This is a genomic window from Roseomonas sp. TS2, assembly GCF_058833935.1.
The window spans coordinates 1-22,083 of sequence record NZ_JCACVY010000028.1 but is presented as its reverse complement, the minus strand read 5'-3'; the positions used below and the strand labels follow the sequence as shown (position 1 = coordinate 22,083).

The following is a 22,083-nucleotide window of genomic DNA, read 5'->3' as shown; positions in this document are numbered from 1 at the left end:
GGGCCGGGCAGAGTTGCGACGGTGCAGTTTGGCCCGCCTCACGATGCTGCTCACGATGCCGCTTGCTGGGCCGCTTGCTGGGCACCTTGCTGGGCCGCTTGCGGAAGATTTCCGGCCTTTGACCGCGCCGCCGGTTTGCGGCACTCTGCCCGTTTCCGCGGTCGGGCATGCGAAGGGTCGCGTGCGGCGCGGAAGCAGCCGGAGACGTATTCGCGTGATCCCCGCTCTGATGCCGACCTACAACCGTGCCGACCTCGCCTTCGAGCGGGGCGAGGGCGCCTGGCTGTGGACGGCGGATCAGCGACGATTCCTGGATTTCGGCAGCGGCATCGCCACCACCAGCATCGGCCATGGCCACCCGCATCTGGTGCGGACCATCGCCGAGCAGGCGGCCAAGGTGATGCACGTCTCCAACCTCTACCGCGTGCCGCAGGCCGAGCGCCTGGCCGCGCGCCATGTGGAGGCCTCCTTCGCCGACAGCGTCTTCTTCTGCAACTCGGGCGCCGAGGCGAATGAGGGGATGATCAAGGCTGTCCGCAAATACCATGCGGAGAACGGCCACCCCGAGAAGTTCCACCTGATCTGCTTCGAGGGCGCCTTCCACGGCCGGACGCTCGCCACCCTGTCCGCCACCGGCAACGAGAAGTACCTCGCCGGCTTCGGCCCGCCGGTGCAGGGCTTCGACCATGTGCCCTTCGGCAACATGAACGCGGTGCGCGACGCCATCGGCCCGCACACCGCCGGCATCATGATCGAGCCGATCCAGGGCGAGGGCGGCGTGCGCCCGGCCGACCTGCGCTTCCTGCAGGAGCTCCGCGCGGTGTGCGACGAGTTCGGCCTGCTGCTGGCGCTGGACGAGGTGCAGACCGGCATGGGCCGCTCCGGCAAGCTCTGGGCGCACCAGTGGGCCGGTATCGAGCCGGACGTGATGTCCTCGGCCAAGGGCATCGGCGGCGGCTTCCCGCTCGGCGCCATCCTGGCCAAGGAACATGTGGCGAAGCACCTGAAGCCCGGCACCCACGGCACCACCTATGGCGGCAACCCGCTGGCCTGCGCCGCCGGCAACGCCGTGCTGGACGTGGTGCTGGCCCCCGGCTTCCTGGAGCAGGTGGACCGCGTGGCGCGCCACCTGTGGCGCGGCATGAACGACCTCGCGGCGCGCCACCCCAGGGTGGCGAGCGGCGTGCGCGGCGCCGGGCTGCTGGTCGGGCTGCAGCTGACGCCGGCGGTGGCGAATGGCGACTTCCAGGCCGCCGCCGTCGACGAGGGGCTGCTGACCGTGGCGGCCGGGCAGAACGTGCTGCGCGTGGCGCCGCCGCTGATCGTCACCGAGGCGGAGGTGGACGCGGCGCTGGAGATGCTGGACCGTGCCGCGCGCCGCCTGACCCCGGCCGACGCCAAGGCGATGGCCAAGTGAGTGCGGCGTTGAAGACGACGGCGCAGGGGGGGGCGGCGCAGGGCCGCCCCCGCCACTTCCTGGAGCTGTCGGATTTCGACGGCGCCACGCTGCGCGGCATGCTCGACCTCGCCGCCCGCGCCAAGGCCGGGCAGGTGGCGGACAGGCCGCTGGCCGGCAAGACGGTGGCGCTGATCTTCGAGAAGCCCTCCACCCGCACCCGTGTCTCCTTCGAGGTGGGCATCCACCAGCTCGGCGGCCATGCCATCGTGCTGTCCTCGAAGGACATGCAGCTCGGCCGCGGCGAGACGCCGGCGGACACGGCGCGGGTGCTCTCCCGCTACGTGGACGCCATCATGCTGCGCACCGACAGCGTGGCGAAGCTGCGCGAGCTGGCGCAGCACGCCACCGTGCCGGTGATCAACGGCCTGACCGACGTCTCCCATCCCTGCCAGCTGATGGCCGACATCCTCACCTTCGAGGAGCATCGCGGCCCCATCGCCGGCAAGGTCGTGGCCTGGACGGGCGACGGCAACAACGTGGCGCAGAGCTTCATCCAGGCCGCGGCGCGGTTCGACTTCACGCTGCGGCTCGCCACCCCGCCTGAGCTGGCGCCGCCCGCCCAGCTGGTGGACTGGGCGCGGCGCGAGGGCGCGCGCGTCGAGCTGACGCCGGACCCGGTGGCGGCGGTGCGCGGCGCGCACTGCGTCGTCACCGACACCTGGGTCAGCATGTCGGACGAGAAGGAGGGCGGCCCCACCGCCCGCCACAACACGCTCGCCCCCTACCAGCTCAACGAGGCGCTGCTGGCCCACGCGGCGCCGGATGCGGTGGTGATGCACTGCCTGCCGGCGCACCGTGGCGAGGAGATCACCGGCGCGGTGATCGACGGCCCGCAGAGCGTGGTGTTCGACGAGGCGGAGAACCGGCTGCACGCGCAGAAGGGCGTGCTGCTCTGGGCGCTGGCCGGCCTCTGAGGCCGAGGGCCGGCTAAACGCTTCATCAACGCTTGCGGGGTAGTTCTGGACCGGACCTCCTGGCCAGGACACCCCGCATGCCTGTCTTCGCCACGCTTGCCGCCCTACCGCGCCGCCTTGGGGTGGTGCCGCGCCTTGTGCTGCTCACCCTGCTCTCCGTCGTCTGTGTCGCGGCGGTGTCGAGCGGCACCATCCTGCTGCAGATGCGCCAGTATGCGCTCGCGCAGTCGCAGCAGGAGCTGGAGAGCAACCTCGCCATGCTGAAGGCGCTGCTCGCGCTGCAGGGCCGGGAGTGGCGCCTGCAGGGCGAGACGCTGCTGCTGGACGGCAAGCCGGTGAACGGCCGCATGGAGGTGGTGGACACGGCGAAGGCCGTGGCCGGCGGCGTGGCCACCATCTTCGCCGGCGAGACCCGCGTGGCCACCAACGTCACCCGCCCCGACGGCGGCCGCGCCGTGGGCACGAAGCTGGCGCCCGGCCCGGCCTATGACGCCGTGTTCCGCCGCGGCGAGGCCTATCACGGCGTCAACGTCATCCTCGGCGCCGAGCACCAGACCATCTACGAGCCGATCCGCGATCCGGAGGGGCGGGTCGTCGGGCTGCTCTTCGTCGGCCAGCCGCTGGCCGCGCTGATGGCGACGCAGGACAGGCTGGCATTCACCGCGCTCTGGACCGGCGCCGCGGTCACCCTGCCGGTGGCGCTGGCGGTGTGGTGGCTGATGAGCCTCGTGCTGCGCCCGCTGAAGGGGCTGGCCGGGGCGGTGAACGCCATCGCCGCCGGGCAGTTCGACCGCCCCGTGCCCTGCACCGAGCGGCACGACCAGCTGGGCGAGATCGGCCGCGCCGTGCGCAGCCTGGGGGAGGGCGCCCGCCAGGCCCGCGCGCTGGAGGCGGCGGCCGAGGCCCAGCGCAGCCAGGCCGCCGCCGCGCAGCGGCAGATGCAGGCGGCGCTGGCCGGGCAGATCGAATCCGCCGTGGGCGGCATCGCCCGGGCGCTGGGGGGCGAGGTGGAGCGGCTGGAGAGCGCCACCCGCGCCGTGGGCGAGGGCACCGGCGCCGCCGCGCGCGATGCCGGCGCCGCCACCGAGCGCGCCCAGGGCGCCACCCGCAACGTGCAGGCGGTGGCCGCCGCCGCCGACCAGCTCGCCGCCAGCGTCGAGGAGATCACCCGCCGCGTCAGCGATGGCGCCGCCGTCACACGCCAGGCGGTGGAGGCGGTGGACGCCTCGGACGCCACCGTGGCCGGGCTGTCGGCGGCGGCGGCGCGCATCGGCGACGTGGTGAAGCTGATCGCCGACATCGCCGGGCAGACCAACCTGCTGGCGCTGAATGCCACGATCGAGGCGGCGCGGGCGGGGGAGGCCGGCAAGGGCTTCGCCGTGGTCGCCTCCGAGGTGAAGAGCCTGGCCAACCAGACCGCCAAGGCGACGGAGGAGATCGGCACCCAGATCGGCGCCATGCGCTCCGCCACGGGGCAGGCGGTGCAGACGGTGCGTGGCATCGCCCAGGCCGTCGGGCGGATGGACGAGGTGACCTCGGCCATCGCCGCGGCGGTGGAGGAGCAGAGCGCCGCGACCCGCGAGATCGCCCGCAACGCCGCCGCCGCGGCCGGCGGCACCCAGGGCGCGGCCGACAGCACGGAGCGGCTCGGCGCGCATGTCGGCACCGCCGCCGGCGCGCTGGAGGCGCTGCGCGAGGCCACCACGGCGGTGGCGCAGCAGGGCCAGGCGCTGCGGCAGGAGCTGGTGGAGGTGGTGGGCCGGCTGCGCGCGGGCTGAGCCCTTTCTCCCACAGGCCGCTTTGCGGAATCCGCCGGCCGTCCTACCTAACAGGCTGTGGCATGCAGAGGATGGGCCTGAGGGATGGACGGGAGGATGGACGGGGCGAGGCGCTTTGATGTCGTGGTCGTGGGTGGCGGGCCGGTGGGGCTGGCCTTTGCCGCCTCGCTGTCCGGCCTGGGGCTTGCCATCGCCGTGGTCGAGCGGCAGGCGGAGGCGGCGCTGGAGAATGCCGCCTTCGACGGGCGCGAGATCGCGCTCACCTACCATTCGCAGGACATCCTGAAGCGCCTCGGCGCCTGGGCGCACATCCCGGCGGAGAGCATCTCGCCGCTGCGGGAGGCGCGGGTGCTCAATGGCGGCTCCGCCTACGCGCTCCGCTTCGACACGCGCGGCCGGCCGGAGGCGGAGCTGGGCCGGCTGGTCTCCAACCACGCCATCCGCCGCGCCCTCTACCGCGTGGCCCGCGCCTGCCCCGACGTGACGCTGCTGGCTGGCCAGGGCGTCGCCGCCATGGGCACGGACGTGGACGGCGCCTGGCTGCGGCTGGAGGACGGCACGGCGCTGCGGGCCGGCCTGCTGGCGGGGGCGGACAGCCGCTTCTCCGGCGTGCGCAAGGCGCTGGGCATCGGCGCCGAGATGCGGGATTTCGGCAAGCGCATGATGGTGGCGCGGGTGCGCCACGCGGCGCCGCACCACGCCGTCGCCACCGAGTGGTTCGACTATGGCCAGACCCTGGCCATGCTGCCGCTGAACGGCGACTGCTCCTCCGTGGTGCTGACCCTGCCGGCCGAGGAGATGGCGCGGCTGGAGGCGATGCCGGAGGCGGCCTTCGGCCCCGAGATCGCCCGCCGCTACCGCCAGCGCCTGGGCGCCATGGAGCTGGTCAGCACCCGGCATGTCTATCCGCTGGTGGCGGTCTATGCCGAGCGCTTCGCCACCACCCGCGCCGTGCTGCTGGGCGACGCGGCGGTGGGGATGCATCCGGTCACGGCGCATGGCTTCAATTTCGGCCTGCGCGGGCAGGACACGCTGGCGGGCGAGATCCGCGCCGCCCGGGCGGCGGGGCGGGATTTCGCGGCGCCCGACGTGCTGCGCCGCTACGCCCACGCGCACCGGCGCGCGACACGCCCGCTCTACCTGGCCACCAACGCCACGGCGAGGCTCTACAGCGAGGAGACCCTGCCCGCCCGGCTGCTGCGCGGCGCCGCGCTGCGCCTTGGCAACCACCTTCGCCCGGTGCAGCAGCTGGTGGTCTCGCAGCTGATGGAGAACCGGGTGGAGGGCCGGGTCGCCTGAGGGCGCCGGCCCGGAGAAGCCGCGCATGAGCGGCACGGATGCCGCCGCCCCGTCGCAGAGCGGGGCGGAGGTCCCTATCTATGCTTTTTGGAATTTTCAGGCCCCTGCCGCGTGACCGATCCGACCCAGCCTTCCACCACCCCCGATTTCCTGAACCATGACCGCCCGCCCGTGCCGGACCTGACCGTGCCGCGCGGGGTCCAGCCCTTCCACCTGCAGGAGAAGCCGGTGCGCGGCCGCCTCGTGCGGCTCGGCCCGCTGGCCGACGCGCTGCTGACCCGGCACGACAACCCGCCCGCCGTGGCGGCGCTGATGGGGCAGGCCCTGGCGCTGACCGCCGGCCTCGCCGCCGCGCTGAAGTTCCAGGGCAGCTTCAGCCTGCAGGCCAAGGGGGACGGCCCCGTCCGCATGCTGCTGGCCGACTGCACCGAGGCCGGCGCGCTGCGCGGCTATGCCCGCGCCGAGCCGGAAAGCCTGCCCGAGGGCAGCCCCGGCGCCGGCACGCTGCTCGGCCAGGGCTACCTCGCCTTCACCGTGGACCAGGGCGCGGAGATGGAGCGCTACCAGGGCATCGTCGCCATCGAGGGCGAGAGCCTGGCGGAGATGACGGGGCACTATTTCGCCACCTCCGAGCAGCTGGACAGCCGCGTCTGGCTGGCCGCCGGGCACACGCCGCAGGGCTGGCGCGCCTCCGCGCTGATCCTCGAGCGGGTGGCGGGGGCTGGCGGCATCGGCCCCGGCATGGACAGCGCCGCGCAGGAGGATGCGTGGGAGACTGCGCTCGCCCTGGCCACCACCATCACCGAGGCGGAGATGCTGGACGATGCCCTCTCCTCCGACCGGCTGCTGTACCGGCTGTTCCACGCCGAGGGGCTGATGCTCGACCGGCCGCGCCCGCTCTCCTATGGCTGCCGCTGCTCCCGCGCGCGGCTGGCCTCGGTGCTGGCCGGCTTCGGCACGGACGACCTCGACCACATGGCCGAGAATGGCGACATCACCATGACCTGCGAGTTCTGCAATGTCGGCTTCCGCTTCCCGCGGGACGAGGTGCAGCCCGCCGCCGGCCAGGCCTGACACCGCCCTGGGCGGGAGTGGCGTGACGGCCGGTATGGCCGCCGCGCCCGCCGCGTGGTTTGTAGAGGCATCTTCGGCCCCTCCGGTGGTCCCACCGGGGCGGGGTCCGCTCCAACTGGGGAGAACAGGGGATCATGATGTCCATCACACGCCGCGGGCTCGCGCTCTCGCTGCCGGTGCTGGCGGCGGCCTGCGCGGGCGGCGATGCCCAGCCGGCCCTGCAGCCGCCGCCCACCTATGGCCACCTGACGCCGCTGCGGCTGAACGTGCTGAACATCGAGGTGCTGGAGCCCGGCCCCGGCCCCAGCATCCGCATCGACCCGCCCGCGCCGCTCTCCCCTTCCGCCCAGGCGGTCCGCATGGGGCGGGAGCGGCTGGTGCCGGTCGGCACCACCGGGCGCGGCCGCTTCCTGGTGGAGAGCGCCATGCTGACGCGCGAGGTGGGCGATGGCGGCGGCCTCTTCACCCAGCGCACCGAGCGCCTGTCGCTCGCCATCCGCGTGCGGGTCGAGGTGCTGGCCGATGACGGGCGCCGCGTGGCCTTCGCCGAGGCCGAGGTGCGCCGCAGCGCCACCGTGATCGACGAGGGGCCGGCCAGCCGCGCCCGCGCCGCCGACCAGATCGTGCGCCAGGGCATGGACGACCTGAACGTGGAGTTCGAGTTCCAGCTCCGCCGCAACCTGCGCGACTGGCTGATGACCGGCGCCCCCGCCGCGCCGCTGCCCGGCCCGGTGCAGCAGGAAAGCCTGATCCGCCCCTGAGACGGGCCGGGGGGGCGGGCCCAGGGCGAGCAGGCTGGGGAGGGCGGCGCGGCCGGCCGCCCCCGCCTCAGGCTTCCGGCACCGGCCGCCCGTTCTGGGTCAGCGCCAGGAACTCCCGCCGCATGGCGGGATCGGTGCGGAACTCGCCCAGCATGCGGCTGGTGATCATGGCGACGCCCGGCTTGTGCACGCCGCGCGTCGTCATGCACTGGTGGCTGGCCTCGATGATCACGGCCACGCCGCGCGGCCGCAGCACGGAGTCGATGCTGTTGGCGATCTGCGCCGTCAGCTTCTCCTGGATCTGCAGGCGGCGGGCATAGGCCTCCACCACGCGCGCCAGCTTCGAGATGCCGACCACCCGCCCGGCGGGGAGGTAGGCCACATGGGCGCGGCCGATGATGGGCACCATGTGGTGCTCGCAATGGCTCTCCAGCCGGATGTCGCGCAGCACCACCATCTCGTCGTAGCCGTCCGTCTCCTCGAAGGAGCGGGCCAGCAGGGCCACCGGGTCCTCCTTGTAGCCGGAGAAGAACTCCTCATAGGCGCGGGCGACGCGGGCGGGGGTGTCGGCCAGCCCCTCGCGCCCGGGGTCGTCGCCGGCCCAGAGCAGCAGCGTGCGCACGGCTTCCTCGGCTTCGGCCCGGCTGGGGCGGCGCGGCGCCGCGTCTCGGTCGGTGCTGGCGGGGTCGGCCAGCGGACGCGCCGGCGGAAAGGTCATGTTCACGGTGCGAATTCCGATTGGCGGTCCGTCAGGAAAGGCGCTCAGGAAACGGGCTCAGAAAAGGCGTTCAGAAAAAGCCCTGGGGCATCAATGGGGACGGAACGGCGCCGGGGCAATGGCCGCCGGCGCAAGGCTCGGGCGACGAGGGATCAATGCACCGCGCCGGTCTGGTGCGGGCTGTCGAGGCTGAACAGGGGAATGGCGATGTCGAACGCCTCGCCGGTGAGGGTGTCGAGCATGTGATAGAACCCGCGCATGAAGCCCGAGGGCGTGGAGAGCGGGGTGCCGGAGGTGTATTCGAAGCTCTCGCCCGGTTCCAGCACCGGCTGCTCGCCCACCACGCCGGGGCCGTGCACCTGCTGGGTGCGGCCCATCCCGTCGGTGATCTGCCAGCTCCGCTTCAGCAGCTGCACGGTGCGCTGCCCCTGGTTCTCGATGCTGACGCGATAGGCCCAGACGAAGTGCGACTGCTCCGGCTGCGACTGGTCGGAGAGGTAGAAGGCGCGCACCGAGACGCGGATGTCGCGCGTGGTGGCGGTGAAGAGGGGAGGCTGGGTCATGGCGGTCCTTCAGCCGGCGCGGCGCAGCGCGGCGGTGGCGAGGCCGGCGCCCACCAGCATGCCGCCGCCCGTGCGGTTCAGCGCGCGGCGCACGGCCGGCCGGCGCACGGCGCCGGAGAGCCGCCCGGCCAGCAGCGCGTAGAGCAGCGCATTGGCCGCCGCCAGGCTGACGAAGCTGGCCACCAGGATGGCGGCCTGCGGCAGGAAGGGCCGGGCCGGGTCGAGGAATTGCGGCACGAAGGCGACGAAGAAGGCGATCGACTTCGGGTTCAGCGCGGTGACGAGGAAGGCCTGCCGCCAGGCGGCGCGGGCGCTGAGCGGCGCCGCCGCGCCCGGCTCCACCGGCGCGCGCCACAGCCTGACGCCGAGATAGACGAGATAGGCCGCGCCCACCCATTTCAGCAGGGTGAACAGCGCCGCCGAGGTGGCCAGCAGCGCGCCGAGCCCGGCCAGCGACAGGCTCATCGCCACCAGGTCGCCCGCGGCCACGCCCGCCACCAGCGGCAGCGCCGCCCGGCGCCCGCCGCCCAGGGACTGGCCGATGACGAGAAGGATGGTGGGCCCCGGGATCAGCAGCATGACCGATGCCGTGGCCAGAAAGGCGATCCAGGTCTCGGGCGACATGGTCTCTCCGGTGGCGCGAGGGCCGCCCATTCTGCGCCGGGGCGCGCGGCGCGTCGAGTGCGGGCCCGCATCCGTGAACGGGCGGATGGGCGAGGGGGAGGGAGGCTTCTTTCACCGCCCCCCCCGGTTCCACGGCTCAGCGCCGCTTCGGCCCCTGCTGGAACAGGTCGGGCTCCGGCGCGGCGGCGGGGGCGGCGGCGGCGGCGCGCTTCGCCGGCGCCTTGCGCGGGGAGTCCGCCGCCTTCTCGGCAGGCGCCGGGGCGGGTTCGGCGGCAGGCTCGGCGGCGGGTTCGGCGGCACGGGCGCGGCGCGGCGCCTTGGCGGCCGCTGCCTTGGCGGGCGGCGCCTTCACCGCCGCCACCGTCTCCTCCACCACCATGCGGCCGAGCGGCTTCTTGCGCGGGGCGGTCTCGCCGCCCACCGCGTCCAGGGCGGCGGCGATGTCCTCCACGAGGTCCGCCACGTCCTCGAGCCCCACCGAGAGGCGCAGCGCGCCGTCGGTGATGCCGAGCCGCGCCCGCTCCTCCGCCGCCACGCGCATGTGGGTGGTGGTGGCGGGGTGGGTGATCAGGCTCTTGGCGTCGCCCAGGTTGTTGGAGATGTCGATCACCCGCAGCGCGTCGAGGAAGCGGAAGGCCGCCTCCTTGCCGCCCTTGAGGGTGAAGCTGACCAGCGTGCCGCCGGCCGACATCTGCTTCTTGGCGAGCTCATACTGCGGATGGCTGGCGAGGGTGGGGTAGTGCACCGCCGCCACCTCGGCCCGCTCCTCCAGCATCTGCGCCACGGCGGCGGCATTGCGGCACATGGCCGGCACGCGCAGGTGCAGCGTCTCCAGCCCCTTCAGGATGGTCCAGGCGTTGAAGGGCGAGATGGCCGGGCCGGTGTTGCGCACGAAGGGCTGCAGCACCTCCTCGATCCACTTCTTCGAGCCGAGCACGGCGCCGCCCAGCACGCGGCCCTGGCCGTCGAAATGCTTGGTGGCGGAATAGACCACCACATCGGCGCCAAACTGCATCGGCTTCTGCAGCAGCGGCGTGGCGAAGACGTTGTCCACCACCACGATGGCGCCGGCCTCGTGCGCCAGGTCGCACACCGCCTTCAGGTCCACCAGCTCCAGCATCGGGTTGGAGGGGGTCTCCAGCAGCACGAGCTGGGCCGGGCGCTTGAAGGCCGCCTTCCATTGCCCGAGGTCGGCGCCATCGACGAACTCGGTCTGGATGCCGTAGCGCGGCAGCAGGGTGGAGACGATCCAGTGGCAGGAGCCGAACAGAGCGCGGCTGGCTACCACCCGGTCCCCCGTCTTGAGGTGGGAGAGCATGGCGGCGTGCACGGCGGCCATGCCGGTGGCGGTGGCGCGGCAGGCCTCGGCCCCCTCCAGCGCGGCGAGGCGCGCCTCCAGCATCTGGACGGTGGGGTTGCCGAAGCGGGAATACTGGAAGTGCTGCGCCTCGCCCGTGAAGGTCTGCTCGGCCTGCAGGGCGCTGTCGTAGACGAAGCCGGAGGTGAGGTAGAGCGCCTCGGAGGTCTCATCCAGGTTGCTGCGCATCTGGCCGCCCCGGACCAGCAGGGTTGCGGGGCGCAGCGGACGGTCGGAAGCGGGCTTGGCCATCGGACGGGCGACTCTCGGGCTGGCATCGACACCCGGCCCGGTCGGGCGGGGTTTGCGCGCGCATCCCCGCCGCGGCCGTTTAGCGCGATTGTTTAAGCTCGCCGCAAGCTGGCCGGACAAATCGCGAGCGCCTGGCGGACCGGGCGGAAAGACTCTTACGCGCGGCTTGCCCCCCGCACAAGAGCAGGCTAGAAGCTTCGCCGACGCGGGCGTAGCTCAATGGTAGAGCTCTTGGTTCCCAACCAAGTGACGAGGGTTCGATTCCCTTCGCCCGCTCCAGCCTCCTCCCTGTTCATGGCACCGCGTGGCGCTTCGCCGCGGTCTCGGCCCCCATTCCGGGCGCAGGGATGCGGCGCGCCGTGCCGCAGGCGGTGGCCGTGGCACTGCCCCGGGGCCTCAGTGGCACTGGCGGGGCCTGATACTCCCAGGAGCGCCGAGCAGGCGGGCATAGGCGCCGCGCTGGATGCCGTAGCACGCGCAGGCGATGCTTTCGAGGCCGGGCCGGTCGGTCACCGTGATCCTGCCCTTCTCGTAGCGGATGAAGCCCGCCTTCTGGAACTGCCCCGCGGCAACGGTGATCCCGGCGCGACGGACGCCGAGCATCATGGACAGGGTCTGGTGGGTCATCGGCAGCACATCGCCCTCGACCCGGTCATGCGCCATCAGCAGCCAGCGGGCGAGGCGCTCATCGGTGTGGTGGCGGCCGTTGCAGGCCGCCATCCGCGCAACCTGCTCATGATGGACGAGGGTGTAGCGCAGAAGAAGCGTGCGCAGGGCCGGATCGGCCTCGAGCGCCGCGCGGAATGCATCCGCGCCCATGCTCAGCGCCAGGCCGGGGCACTGGACCATCGCCTCGATGTCGCTGTGGCTGTCCCCGAGCAGCACGGGAAGCCCGACCAGGCCTTCCAGCCCCACCAGCCCCACTTCGGCCGCCTCGCCATCCTCCATGTGGGCCACCATGGACACGTAGCCGCTCTCCGGAAAATAGACGGAGGTGATGGGGACATTCGGCTCGTGCAGGCTGGCCCGGAGGCTCAGCTCCACCGGACGAAGCTCTGGCCAGAGGCGGGAAAGACTGTCGGGTGGAAGGGCCGCGAGCAGGCTGTTGCGCGGATTGGGCGCGGACGGATCGGGAGGGAGCAAAGCAGGTTCTCGCCAGGAGTATCGGCGGGAGTCTGGAACTCTTCCGGCTACCCGCACCCGAAGGCGTCAGCGGGCATTTCCGGCCTACGGCCCGGGCTTTTCCCTGTCGGTGCGAAAGCGTACAGCTTGGGCGAAACGATCCCGCCGCTCCACAAGACTGCGGCCTGTCAGAAGACTGCGGCCTGCCAGAAGGCAGAGGGTTATCAGAAGGCTGTGGGGCCTGGCCTGGCGGCGCCGAAGAGTTCCAGCCCCACCGGGATGCCTGTGGGTGGCTCGCCATCCATCATCGCCCGCACCATCTCGATGGTGCGGAGCACCGTCCCGGTCTCGTAGGGCTTGCCGATGGCGCCGAGGGCGATGTCCTTCGCCCGCCGGGCCTCGAGGATCTGGCCGCTGACGAAAACCGACAGGATGCCCCACCGCTTGCGGAGGATGCAGGCCAACTCCACCCCGCTGCTGCCATCCCGCAGATGGATGTCGAGCAGCGCCAGATCGGGCCGCGCCTCCTCGCACAGCGCCAGGGCCTCCGCCAGCGTCGCGGCCGGGCCCATCACCTCGTGGTCCGCGGTCTCCAGCGCCTCGCCGAGCACCATGGCGATCAGCACCTCGTCCTCGACCAGTAGAATTCGCATCGGCCAGACTTTCCTTCGCCCTGCTCGGTCGGTGTGAGGTACCTGGCGTCAATGCGTGGTGAACACCCTCGTTGTACGCTACCGTACGTTTCCGCCATCAAGAGATCATGAAGCCCGCCGGGCCGGGCGCCAGCCGCGATGCGGCGCGCCTCCATCCGCCTTTCCGCACGGGCGACGATCCGCATCAGGACGGCGGCGGGAGGCCGCTCAGTGGCGGTAGGGGGCGGTGCCTGCGCAGAACAGGCGGTCATAGGCGCGGCGGGTCACGCCGTAGCACTCGCAGGCGGTGCTCTCGAGGCCCGGCCGGTCCAGGATCGTGATGCGGCCACGCTCGTAGCGGATGAACTGCGCCCGCTGGAGCGCGCCGGCCGCCACGGTCACGCCGGCGCGCCGCACGCCCAGCATCATCGCCAGGAATTCGTGCGTGATGGGGAACTCATCCCCCTCGCTCCGGTCATGCGCCATCAGCAGCCAGCGCGCCAGGCGCTGATCGGTGTGGTGCCGCCCGTTGCAGGCCCCGGTCCGCGTCACCTGGCCGAGGAAGGCCAGGACAAAGCGGAGCAGCAGGCGCCGGAGGGCGGGGTCCGCCTCCATCGCCTGGCGCAGATCCTCCGTGCTCAGGCTGAAGGCCGTGCCGGGCCCCTGGATGAGGGCCTCCAGGTCATCGGTCTCCCCGCCAAGGAGAGCCGACAGGCCGACCACGCCTTCGAAGCCGATGAGGCCGACCTCGGCTCCGTCGCCATTCTCCAGAATCGCCAGCATGGAGGACCATCCCGTCTCGTGGAAATAGACGATTTTGATGGGGGCTTCCGGCTCATGCAGGGTGCGGCGGATCGGCATCTCCACCAGGGTCAGCCTTGGCCACAGGCGGGCGAGGCTTTCCGGCGGCAGGGTGGCGAGCAGGCGGTTTCGGGGGGGAGAACGGAAATGGACGGTCGGCTGCCACGGTAGCTCCTGCCGCGGTGGTGTCGGCGGGAGCACATGCGACTCTCAGCCACCCACGCCAGAAAGCCTCAGCGGGTGATGATGGGCATATAGTATCGGCTCACCGGCATTCTGAGTACGGAACCGCACAAACGGCCAGGAATCGCCCTGCATCCTGGAAGCTTCTTACTCCGCGCCGGCTAGGCCAGCGAGGGCGGCCGATGCCCTGGCATGGCACAGCTCCCCGATCATCCTGACCAGGTCCTCGGGGTTGTAGGGCTTGCACAGCACCGGAACGCCCCTGTGGCTATCCAGGACCGGATGGCCGTCATGCCCGGTGGCGAAGAGAAAGGGCACGCCCCGCTCGCGCAGCGCATCGGCGACCCCGATCGCCTTTGCATCGCCGAGCTGGATATCCAGCACGGCGGCGGTGATGCCGCCATCCGCCATCGCGACCTTCACCATCTGGAGGGCGTCCTGGACCGAAATGACAGGCCCCAGCACCAGCGCACCGGCGCCGATGAGGGAGTCCTCCACCATCATGGCGATCACCGCCTCATCCTCGGCCACCAGGATGCGCGTGCCGTCCAGGTCAGGTTTGCAACCGCTGTTTGGCGTCTGTGTCATGGACATGCTTGTGGATTGTTTCGAACGTGCATGGCTGTCCGGTAGCGTACAACCCAAGGACGTTCCGACGGGAGGCGGGCACACCGGCGCTTCCGGCGCATGGCCAGGCCCGAGGCTTGCCCGGTAACCGCCCGCGTGTTCCCCTGGGCCGGCCATGCAAGTGGCGCCTCTGCCGTGCAGCCCGGAGTGGTGATGTCTGGTCCCGACCAACCTTCTCTGGAGAAGCCCTCTCCAGCCGATATCGGCGTCGTCCGCCCCGAATGGGTGGACCATTACGGCCACATGAACCTGGCCTACTACGTGGTCGCCTTCGACCTCGCGACCGATGCGCTGTGGCCGGGGCTCGGGCTGGGGCCGGCCTTCCGCGCCCAGGGCCTCGGCACCTTCGCGGCGGAGAACTGGGTGGCCTACAAGCGCGAGGTGACGGAGGGGATGCCGCTCGCCGCCCGCTCCGAGGTGCTGGCGCATGATGCCAAGCGGCTGCTGCTGCGCCACCGCCTGTTCCATGCGGCCGAGGGGTGGGAGAGCGCGGAATGCGAGCTGCTCTTCCTCTGCGTCGACCTCGAGCGCCGCAAGGTGGCGGAATGGCCGGCGGCGGTGCGCGCCGCCTTCGCCGCGGCGCCGGCCGGGCCGCCGCCCCAGCGCCTCGCACTGAGGCGCTGAGGCGCTGAGGCGCGGCCGCTACTTCTTCTCGATGTTCCAGAACACCATCACCGGCGCCTCCAGCACGCCGGAGATGTTGGCGCGGCGGGCATAGGGCTGGTCGTACTGGCCGAGCACCCGGTAGGGCTGCACCTCGGCCAGGCGGCGGTGCAGCGCCTCGGTCGCCGCCTTCCGCGCCGGCTCGTCCACCGCCTCCACCACGGCGTTGCGCAGGCGCTCCGCCTCCGCGTCGCAGGGCCAGCCGGCCCAGGCGCGCTCGCAGGCCATGTTGGTGCCGATATTGGTGATGGGCGACTGCATGGTTGCGCCCGAGGCGGTGGTGACAAAGAGGTTCCAGCCGCCCTGGTCCACCGGGTTGCGGTTCTGCTGGCGGGTCGTCACCGTGCCCCAGTCGGCGAACTGCACCTCGACATTCATGCCGATCTTCTTCAGCGACTCGGCCGCCACCTCGGCCATGCGGCCGATCGGCGCGATGTCGTAGGAGGAGTTCAGCACCAGCTTCTCGCCCTTGTAGCCGCTCTCGGCCAGCAGGCGGCGGGCGGTCTCCAGGTCGGGCTTGGCGTAGGGCGCGGCGCCGGCCTCGGTGCCGTTCGGGCTGCCGCAGACGAAGTAGGAGCCGCAGCGCTTCCACCACTGCTCGTCGCCGAAGCCGGCGGCGAGGAAATCCGCCTGGTCGGTGGCATAGGCGAGCGCCAGCCGCGCGCGCGGATCGTTGAAGGGCGGGTAGAGGTGGTTGGGCCGCAGCATGCCCTGATTGGGCAGGCTGGAATAGCGCTCCACCCGCACATCGCGGCTGCGGCTGAGGACCGGGATCAGGTCCTGGCCCGGCTGCTCCCAGATGTCGATCTCGCCCGTCTGCAACGCCGCGGCGGCGGTGGCGGGGTCGGGCATGATGGTCCACTCGACGCGGTCGAGCTTCACCACGCGGCCGCCGGCGAGGCCGTCGGCCGGCTCGGCGCGCGGCACGTAGTCGGCGTTGCGGTCGTAGACGACGCGGGCGCCGCTGCGCCACTCGGCGCGGTTGAAGCGGAACGGGCCGCTGCCGATGGTCTCCGTCACCGGCTTCATCGGGTCGGTGGCGGCGTCGCTCTCGCGCATGATGACCGGGATCTGGCCGACCGCCGAGCCGAGCGCGAAGGGCACCATGCCGGTGGGCTTCCTGAGCTTCAGCGTGAAGCTGCGCTCATCCTCGGCCTCCAGCCCTGCGGTGTATTCGGCGAGCTTCAGCCCCACCGTGTCCCGCGCCATCCAGCGCTTCAGCGAGGCGATGACGTCGCGCGTCGTCACTGTCTGGCCGTCATGGAAGCGCAGGCCGTCACGCAGGCGGAAGCGCCAGGCGAGGCCGTCCGCCGAGGTGGAGACGCTCTCCACCATCTGCGGGTGCGGCTGCAGCTTCGAATCCCAGGCGAACAGCGTCTCGTAGATCATCAGCCCGTGCATCCGGGTGATGACGATGGAGCCGAAGACCGGGTCCAGCGTGCGCAGATCGGCATGCGGCGCCACCCGCAGCGTGCGGTTCGGCGCCGGCTGGGCCTGGCCCGCGGCGGGCAGGGCGAGGGCCAGGGGCGCGGCGGTAAGCAGCAGGCCGGCGAGGCGGAGGCGGGTCATGCGGCGGTCCCGGAATTGTTGCAGGGATGGAAATGCAACACCCGTGCGCGGTGGCTGGCAACCCGCAGCGACCCGTCCGGCTGCAGCCAGAGGCAGGGGCGATGGGTCCAGGGGCCATGGCTGAGGCTGGCCAGCGCCCGGCCGCCGGGCAGCGGCGTCAGCGCCGTCTCGCGCCCGAGATCGCCCGCCCAGGGGAAGCGCGCCGTGCCGTCGGCGCGGATCGAGAGGCGGGCGCCGAAGCTGGCCTCGCGCCACTCGCCCACCAGCGCCGGGTCCAGCGGCAGGCCGGGCGGCACGCGGTGCAGCCGCCGCGCCACGCCGCCGATGCGCCCCGCCAGCACATCCCCGCCCTCCGCGCGCAGGCGGATGTCGAGATAGGCGGGCAGGCTGCGCGCCTCGCCGGGCGTGCCGGTCTCCACCAGCGCCTCGTGCCCGCCCATGACGCTGAGGGCGCCGGCGGTGAGCTCGGCCCAGAACGGCCCCTCCGCCGCCGCGAACAGGCCCGGCGCGGCGAGGGTGGCGGGCGGCGGCACCGCCTCCCCCACCAGCGCGGCCAGGATGCGCAGCGCCGGCTGCAGCGCGTCCTCCTCCCGGTTGGTCAGCAGCACCACGCCGCAGCCGAGGCCGGGCGCCATCAGCAGGTGGTTGCGGTAGCCGGGCAGGGAGCCGCCATGCGCCACCACCTCCACCGTGCCGAGCCGGGTGCAGACCAGGCCGAGGCGATAGACGCTCGGCGTGCCGTCGGCGAAGGCGCGGGGCGCGGTGAGGCGCTCCAGCATGCCCGCCAGCGGGCCGCGCCCGGCCAGCAGCGCCGCGCCCCAGCCCGCCAGCGCCGCGGCGCTGCCCGCCATGCCGCCCGAGGCGGAGAAGTGCATGCCGTAGCGCCCGCGCCGCCATGCGGTGCCGTCGCGCCAGTAGCCGGTGGCGAGGCCGGGCACCGGCTCCTGCTCGTCCTCCGGGAAATGCAGCGGCAGGCCGAGCGGCTCCAGCAGGCGGCGGCGCAGCGCCTCGGCGTAGGAGACGCCGCGCTGCGCCGGCAGCACCGACTGGCCGAGCCGCCAGCCGGTGTTGGAATAGGCCATTTCCTCGCCGGGCAGCGCGTTCACCCTCGGCAGGCGGTGGGCGACGGCCATCACCTCGGCGGCGGTGAGGCTGGCGGTGTAGGGCACGCCCTGCTGCCAGAGCACCTCCATCATGTCCGGCAGGCCGCCGGTCATGTCCAGCGCCCGCGCCAGCGGCACGGTGCCGATGGCGGGGGGCAGCCCCTCCAGCAGCGTGCCGAGCGGCGCCTCCAGCGGGATTTCCTCCAGCAGCAGCGTGGCGGCCAGGAAGTGCTTGCTGATGGAGGCCAGGCGGTTGGTGGTATCCGGCGTGAAGGGCAGGGCGTGCTCGATGCTGGCGAAGCCGCCCGCCGCGGCGTGGCGGATGCCGCCGGTATCGAACAGCACCACCGCGCCCCCCGGCCCCTGTGCCTCGGACCAGGCGCCGGCGAGGGCGGCGGCTTCGGCGGTGGCGCGGTTCCAGTCGGGCATGGCGGGGCTCCTCCGAGGATTCGCTGGAAAGCTTAATCGTCTTCGGCGAAACGTCATCGCCGCCGCGCCAGGCCCATGTTAACGGTTGCATAATATTCGCAACAATGCACGCGGCCGGTTCGCGCCGTCCGCCCGGAAGATGCCATGTCCCGAAAGCGCCTGACCGCCCTGGCCCTGGCCGATGCCCTTCAGGGCACGGAGGGGGATGACCTGCTGACCGGCACGGCCGGGGAGGACACGCTGTTCGGCGGCCTTGGCCACGACACGCTGCTCGGCCGCGCCGGGATGGACTGGCTGGAGGGCGGCGCCGGCAACGACACGCTGGACGGCAATTCCGGCGCCGACCGCATGATCGGCGGCGCGGGCGATGACCTCTACGTCGTCGACGACGCCGCCGATGTGGTGGTGGAGGCGAGCGGCGAGGGCACCGACACGGTGCGCAGCAGCCTCTCCTTCTCGCTGTCCAGGCAATACATCGAGAACCTGACGCTGACCGGAATCGACGCCATCAGCGGCACGGGCAACGCTCTCGCCAACACGATCATCGGCAACATCGCCGCCAACCGGCTGGTGGGCGGCGGCGGCAACGACGTGCTCGACGGCCGCGGCGGCGCCGACATCATGGAAGGCGGCACCGGCAACGACACCTATCACGTGGATACGCCCGAGGATCGCGTGATCGAGGTGGCCGGCGAGGGCACCGATACCATCGTCACCGGGCTACAGCGCTACTCCCTGGAGGGGCTGGAGACCGTGGAAAGGCTGAAGGGCACCGGCACGGAAAATGGAACTTTCGTGGGCACCGGCAACGCGCTGGACAATGTGCTGGAGAGCAGCGCCTCCTATAGCCGCCTCTATGGCGGCGCGGGCAACGACACGCTGACCGGCGCCGCGGGCAATGATGAACTCTCTGGAGACGAGGGTGACGATACGCTGGAAGGCGCCGCAGGTTATGATCGCCTCTATGGCGGCGAGGGCATCGATACGCTGCACGGCGCCGCGGGCGATGATTACCTCGATGGTGGTGCCGGCGCGGACAGAATGAAGGGCGGCGACGGCAACGACGTCTATGTCATCGACCATTCCGGCGATGTCATCGTCGAGACGCGCGGCGCCGGCACTGACCGTGTGATCGTCTCGATCGATTTCAGCATGAGCGGCCGCTACGTCGAAGCCCTGGAGATGAGCGGCAACGCCGACCTGACCGCCACCGGCAACGCGCTGGAAAACGTGATGCGGGGGAACGCGGGCCACAACACCCTGCTCGGCATGGGGCGGAGCGACATCCTGTACGGGGGCGAGGGGAACGACCGGCTGGATGGGGGCGAGGGCAATGACTGGCTGTATGGCGAGAACGGCAATGACGTGCTGTATGGCGGCGCCGGCAAGGACAAACTATCCGGCGGTTCCGGCATGGACCTCTTCCACCTCGACGGCGTGGGCGACAGCATCGAGGATTTCCGGCACGGGGTTGACCTGATCGTGGTCTCCGCCGCCTGGCTCGGCGGCGGGCTGGAAGCCGGGCTGGAGGTGAGCCTCAACGGCTTTTTTGCCAGCGGCACGGCGGCTGGCGGCACGGAGCATGGGCAATTCGTCTTCCTGCCGGGGACCAGCTGGACCCACAACCCTCATTTGTATAACAGCCCGGCACAGCTGATCTATGATGCCAACGGTGCCGAGGCGGGCGGCGAGACCCTGGTGGCCACGCTGAACTACAATGCCGCCGTCACGGCATCGGACCTCGTCATCGTCGCCTGAGGCGGAGTGCCCTCCCCGGGGGCATGCCCCCGGGAATGTCTCCGCTTCCCTCGGGCGTGCTTCCCTCAGGCGGGCACCGCCTCCCTGAGCAGCCCCGCGACCAGCGGCAATCCGATACTCCCCGGATCGGTCATTAGCGATTCCGGATGGAACTGCACCGCCGAGAGCGGCAGCGTGCGGTGCTCGATGCCCATGACCACGCCATCCTCGGTCTCCGCCGTGGCGAGCAGCGCGGCCGGCAGCGCGACGCGCCGCGCGTGCAGCGAGTGGTAGCGCCCGACGGTGAAGCGCTCCGGCAGCCCGGCGAGCAGCCGCCCGCCGAGGTTGCGCACGATGGAGGACTTGCCGTGCATCGGCCGCGCCAGCACGTCCAGCGTGCCGCCGAAATGCTCGACCATGCCCTGCAGCCCGAGGCAGACGCCGAAGGCCGGCAGCCCGCGCCGGAGGATGAGGTCCAGCGTCTCGGACATGGCGAAGTCGGCGGGGCGGCCGGGGCCGGGGGAGAGCACCACGAGGTCGGCGCCGCCGCCCTCGCGTAGCGCGGCGCGGGCCAGTTCCGGCCGCAGGGTGCGCAGCTCCGCCCCCGCCGCGCGGAAATAGCCGCCCAGGGTGTGAACGAAGCTGTCCTCGTGGTCGACCAGCAGCACGCGCGACGCGGGGCCCGCAGGGCGCGGCAGGGCGGGCAGCGTGGCGGCGGCGGCGGGTGCCTCGCCACGGAGGGCGGCGAACATGGCGCTGGCCTTCAGGCGGCACTCCGCCTCCTCGGCGGCCGGGTCGCTGTCGTGCAGCAGGGTGGCGCCGGCGCGCACCTCGGCCACGCCATCCTTCAGCCGGATGGTGCGCAGCGTCAGGCCGGTGTTCATGTTGCCGTCGAAGGTCATCCGCCCGATGGCGCCGCCATACCAGCGGCGGGCGGAGCGCTCCTCGGCCTCCACATGGCGGATGGCCCAGCTTTTCGGCGCCCCCGTCACCGTCACCGCCCAGGCATGGGAGAGGAAGCCGTCCAGCGCGTCGCGCTCCGGCAGCAGGGTGCCCTCCACATGGTCCACCGTGTGGATCAGGCGGGAATACATCTCGATCTGCCGCCGGCCGATGACGCGCACCGTGCCAGGGACGCAGACGCGCGACTTGTCGTTGCGGTCCACGTCGGTGCACATGGTCAGCTCGCTCTCCTCCTTCTCGGAGTTGAGGAGCGCGCGGATGTTGGCCGCGTCCTCCAGCGCGTCCCGCCCGCGGCGGATGGTGCCGCTGATCGGGCAGGTCTCGATCCGCCGGCCCTCGACGCGGACGAACATCTCCGGGCTGGCGGCGACGAGGAACTCGCCCTCGCCGAGATTCATCAGCGCGCCATAGGGGGCGGGGTTCACGCGCCGCAGCCGGTCGAACAGCACGCTCGGCGCCTCGGCGCAGGTGCCGGCGAAGGTCTGGCCGAGCACCACCTCGAACAGGTCGCCGCGCGCGAAGGCCTGCTTCGCCCGCTCCACCATGGCGGCGTATTCGCCGGGGGCGTGGTCGCTCTCGGGCGGGGCGGCGCCCTGGCCGATATGGGTGGGGCTAATGCGGAAGGGGTCGGCGCGGGTGGCGCGGGGCTGGCCCCGCGTCGTGCGGCCGAGGGCGGTGAAGTCGTAGCGGTGCAGGGTGGCGGCGCCGCGCAGATGGTCCACCACCAGGATCTCGTCCGGCAGGTAGAGCACCAGGTCGCGCTGGTCCGGCGCACGCGGCAGGCGGAGCGGCACCGGCTCGAACTGGAACACCAGGTCGTAGCCGAAGGCGCCGTAGAGGCCCAGATGCGGGTCCTCGGGGCTGGCGAAGAGGTCGCGCAGCGCCCGCAGCACCGAGAAGACGGAGGGCAGGCGGGAGCGCTCCTCCTCCGGCAGCGCCGCCTCCGGCGCGCGGACGCAGAGGGCGATCTCGTCGGCGCTCTCGCTGAAGGAGGCGAGTTCCGGCATCGGCCGCAGCGCGGCGGCGATGGCCGGCAGCAGCACCCCGCCCCGCCCGTTCAGCGCCAGGATGCGCACGGAGCGGCCGCGCGCCGTGACCATCAGCGGCGGGTCGGCGAAGCCCAGGTCCCAGCGCGTGTAGCGGCCGGGAAACTCGAAGGAGGAGGAGAGCAGCACGCCGCGCTGCCGGTCCAGCCGGCGGGCCAGGGCCTCGCGGGCGCCCTCGGCCCTGGCTGCCTCGGCGTGGTGGTGGACGGTGATGCCGCCCCGGGTCTGGTAGGGGGTGTGGTCTGCGGTCTGCATGGTCGCCTTCGGGCTTTGGGGGCCACGGGCTTCCGGAGGCAGGGGGGGAGAGATCACGAAAAAGGCCGCCCGGAGATCCGTGGCGGCCGTGTGGAGAAGAATATGCGCGGGCCGCCTATTGCTGCGGCCACCACCAGGACTGGGCTGGAAAGCG

18 protein-coding genes, 1 tRNA gene, 1 pseudogene and 1 riboswitch are annotated in these 22,083 nt (G+C 72.2%); of the genes and pseudogenes, 9 read left to right on the top strand and 11 right to left on the bottom strand.

The window, feature by feature from the left end:
* The first annotated feature begins 214 nt into the window (after positions 1-214).
* The 6 genes from ACZJYS_RS07425 (at position 215) to ACZJYS_RS07400 (ending at position 7,285) form a co-directional block, all read left to right on the top strand.
* Positions 215-1,417, top strand: a complete 1,203-nt coding sequence (locus ACZJYS_RS07425) for an aspartate aminotransferase family protein (RefSeq protein WP_379651683.1) — start codon at positions 215-217, stop codon at positions 1,415-1,417.
* A complete protein-coding gene (gene argF, locus ACZJYS_RS07420; protein ID WP_109516907.1) occupies positions 1,414-2,373 on the top strand; it encodes an ornithine carbamoyltransferase in 960 nt (319 codons plus the stop codon). The genes ACZJYS_RS07425 and argF overlap by 4 nt, the downstream gene beginning before the upstream one ends.
* Positions 2,374-2,450: 77 nt before the next feature.
* Positions 2,451-4,151, top strand: a complete 1,701-nt coding sequence (locus tag ACZJYS_RS07415) for a methyl-accepting chemotaxis protein (RefSeq protein WP_493176867.1) — start codon at positions 2,451-2,453, stop codon at positions 4,149-4,151.
* Positions 4,152-4,247: 96 nt separating this feature from the next.
* Positions 4,248-5,450, top strand: a complete 1,203-nt coding sequence (gene ubiM, locus ACZJYS_RS07410; protein WP_109516909.1) for a 5-demethoxyubiquinol-8 5-hydroxylase UbiM — start codon at positions 4,248-4,250, stop codon at positions 5,448-5,450.
* A 111-nt stretch (positions 5,451-5,561) separates the two neighbouring features.
* Complete coding sequence (hslO, locus tag ACZJYS_RS07405) at positions 5,562-6,524, top strand: Hsp33 family molecular chaperone HslO (RefSeq protein WP_109516910.1); 963 nt, start codon at positions 5,562-5,564, stop codon at positions 6,522-6,524.
* Positions 6,525-6,658: 134 nt separating this feature from the next.
* Positions 6,659-7,285, top strand: coding sequence for a hypothetical protein (locus ACZJYS_RS07400; protein WP_493176864.1), 627 nt, complete (start codon positions 6,659-6,661; stop codon positions 7,283-7,285).
* Between the two features lie 67 nt (positions 7,286-7,352).
* On the opposite strand, the gene folE is transcribed toward ACZJYS_RS07400, so the two are convergent.
* The 4 genes and pseudogenes from folE to metZ all read right to left on the bottom strand — a co-directional run.
* The gene (gene folE / locus ACZJYS_RS07395; RefSeq protein ID WP_109517007.1) at positions 7,353-8,003 is read right to left on the bottom strand and encodes a GTP cyclohydrolase I FolE; all 651 of its coding nucleotides are present in this window, start codon (positions 8,001-8,003) and stop codon (positions 7,353-7,355) included.
* Between the two features lie 152 nt (positions 8,004-8,155).
* On the bottom strand, positions 8,156-8,566 hold the full coding sequence (gene apaG, locus ACZJYS_RS07390; RefSeq protein WP_493176862.1) for a Co2+/Mg2+ efflux protein ApaG: 411 nt from the start codon (positions 8,564-8,566) through the stop codon (positions 8,156-8,158).
* Positions 8,567-8,575: 9 nt separating this feature from the next.
* A complete protein-coding gene (locus tag ACZJYS_RS07385; RefSeq protein ID WP_493176860.1) occupies positions 8,576-9,190 on the bottom strand; it encodes a LysE family translocator in 615 nt (204 codons plus the stop codon).
* Between the two features lie 418 nt (positions 9,191-9,608).
* Positions 9,609-10,799: pseudogene (gene metZ / locus ACZJYS_RS07380) on the bottom strand (O-succinylhomoserine sulfhydrylase); the annotation flags it as partial.
* Between the two features lie 59 nt (positions 10,800-10,858).
* Positions 10,859-10,937: riboswitch (SAM riboswitch) on the bottom strand.
* Between the two features lie 67 nt (positions 10,938-11,004).
* Here metZ and ACZJYS_RS07375 point away from each other — a divergent pair.
* Positions 11,005-11,078, top strand: a tRNA-Gly gene (locus tag ACZJYS_RS07375).
* Between the two features lie 117 nt (positions 11,079-11,195).
* On the opposite strand, the gene ACZJYS_RS07370 is transcribed toward ACZJYS_RS07375, so the two are convergent.
* The 4 genes from ACZJYS_RS07370 to ACZJYS_RS07355 all read right to left on the bottom strand — a co-directional run bounded on the left by ACZJYS_RS07370 (position 11,196) and on the right by ACZJYS_RS07355 (position 14,131).
* Entirely contained in the window at positions 11,196-11,843 is a 648-nt protein-coding gene (locus ACZJYS_RS07370; protein WP_493176858.1) for a Crp/Fnr family transcriptional regulator, read from the bottom strand.
* Between the two features lie 302 nt (positions 11,844-12,145).
* Complete coding sequence (locus ACZJYS_RS07365; RefSeq protein WP_493176856.1) at positions 12,146-12,574, bottom strand: response regulator; 429 nt, start codon at positions 12,572-12,574, stop codon at positions 12,146-12,148.
* A gap of 207 nt (positions 12,575-12,781) precedes the next feature.
* Entirely contained in the window at positions 12,782-13,555 is a 774-nt protein-coding gene (locus tag ACZJYS_RS07360) for a Crp/Fnr family transcriptional regulator (protein WP_493176854.1), read from the bottom strand.
* Positions 13,556-13,684: 129 nt separating this feature from the next.
* Positions 13,685-14,131 carry a response regulator gene (locus ACZJYS_RS07355; protein ID WP_493176852.1) on the bottom strand — a complete coding sequence of 149 codons (447 nt, stop codon included), beginning with the start codon at positions 14,129-14,131 and terminating at the stop codon, positions 13,685-13,687.
* Positions 14,132-14,317: 186 nt separating this feature from the next.
* On the opposite strand from ACZJYS_RS07355, the gene ACZJYS_RS07350 reads away from it, so the two are divergent.
* Positions 14,318-14,788 (top strand): thioesterase family protein, encoded by a 471-nt coding sequence (locus tag ACZJYS_RS07350; RefSeq protein ID WP_379632889.1) that lies wholly within the window; start codon positions 14,318-14,320, stop codon positions 14,786-14,788.
* Positions 14,789-14,806: 18 nt separating this feature from the next.
* Here ACZJYS_RS07350 and ACZJYS_RS07345 read toward each other — a convergent pair whose 3' ends face one another.
* Together ACZJYS_RS07345 and ACZJYS_RS07340 are read right to left on the bottom strand one after the other, a co-directional pair.
* Complete coding sequence (locus tag ACZJYS_RS07345; RefSeq protein ID WP_493176850.1) at positions 14,807-16,396, bottom strand: ABC transporter substrate-binding protein; 1,590 nt, start codon at positions 16,394-16,396, stop codon at positions 14,807-14,809.
* Positions 16,393-17,928: a serine hydrolase domain-containing protein gene (locus ACZJYS_RS07340; protein WP_493176848.1), complete on the bottom strand. Its 1,536-nt coding sequence runs from the start codon at positions 17,926-17,928 to the stop codon at positions 16,393-16,395. The genes ACZJYS_RS07345 and ACZJYS_RS07340 overlap by 4 nt, the downstream gene beginning before the upstream one ends.
* Positions 17,929-18,072: 144 nt before the next feature.
* Here ACZJYS_RS07340 and ACZJYS_RS07335 point away from each other — a divergent pair, with 144 nt between their 5' ends.
* Positions 18,073-19,686 (top strand): calcium-binding protein, encoded by a 1,614-nt coding sequence (locus ACZJYS_RS07335; protein ID WP_493176846.1) that lies wholly within the window; start codon positions 18,073-18,075, stop codon positions 19,684-19,686.
* Positions 19,687-19,751: 65 nt separating this feature from the next.
* Here the strand turns inward: ACZJYS_RS07335 and ACZJYS_RS07330 are convergent, their stop codons facing one another.
* Positions 19,752-21,929, bottom strand: coding sequence for an anthranilate synthase component I (locus tag ACZJYS_RS07330; protein ID WP_493176844.1), 2,178 nt, complete (start codon positions 21,927-21,929; stop codon positions 19,752-19,754).
* Positions 21,930-22,083 lie beyond the last annotated feature (154 nt).

Bases quoted from the DNA above. Each gene is read 5' to 3' on its own strand.
- ACZJYS_RS07415 (WP_493176867.1), top strand. From the start codon at position 2,451: ATGCCTGTCTTCGCCACGCTTGCCGCCCTACCGCGCCGCCTTGGGGTG.
- ubiM (WP_109516909.1), top strand. From the start codon at position 4,248: ATGGACGGGGCGAGGCGCTTTGATGTCGTGGTCGTGGGTGGCGGGCCG.
- ACZJYS_RS07400 (WP_493176864.1), top strand. From the start codon at position 6,659: ATGATGTCCATCACACGCCGCGGGCTCGCGCTCTCGCTGCCGGTGCTG.
- folE (WP_109517007.1), bottom strand. From the start codon at position 8,003: ATGACCTTTCCGCCGGCGCGTCCGCTGGCCGACCCCGCCAGCACCGAC.
- apaG (WP_493176862.1), bottom strand. From the start codon at position 8,566: ATGACCCAGCCTCCCCTCTTCACCGCCACCACGCGCGACATCCGCGTC.
- ACZJYS_RS07385 (WP_493176860.1), bottom strand. From the start codon at position 9,190: ATGTCGCCCGAGACCTGGATCGCCTTTCTGGCCACGGCATCGGTCATG.
- ACZJYS_RS07365 (WP_493176856.1), bottom strand. From the start codon at position 12,574: ATGCGAATTCTACTGGTCGAGGACGAGGTGCTGATCGCCATGGTGCTC.
- ACZJYS_RS07355 (WP_493176852.1), bottom strand. From the start codon at position 14,131: ATGTCCATGACACAGACGCCAAACAGCGGTTGCAAACCTGACCTGGAC.
- ACZJYS_RS07350 (WP_379632889.1), top strand. From the start codon at position 14,318: ATGTCTGGTCCCGACCAACCTTCTCTGGAGAAGCCCTCTCCAGCCGAT.
- ACZJYS_RS07345 (WP_493176850.1), bottom strand. From the start codon at position 16,396: ATGACCCGCCTCCGCCTCGCCGGCCTGCTGCTTACCGCCGCGCCCCTG.
- ACZJYS_RS07340 (WP_493176848.1), bottom strand. From the start codon at position 17,928: ATGCCCGACTGGAACCGCGCCACCGCCGAAGCCGCCGCCCTCGCCGGC.
- ACZJYS_RS07335 (WP_493176846.1), top strand. From the start codon at position 18,073: ATGTCCCGAAAGCGCCTGACCGCCCTGGCCCTGGCCGATGCCCTTCAG.
- ACZJYS_RS07330 (WP_493176844.1), bottom strand. From the start codon at position 21,929: ATGCAGACCGCAGACCACACCCCCTACCAGACCCGGGGCGGCATCACC.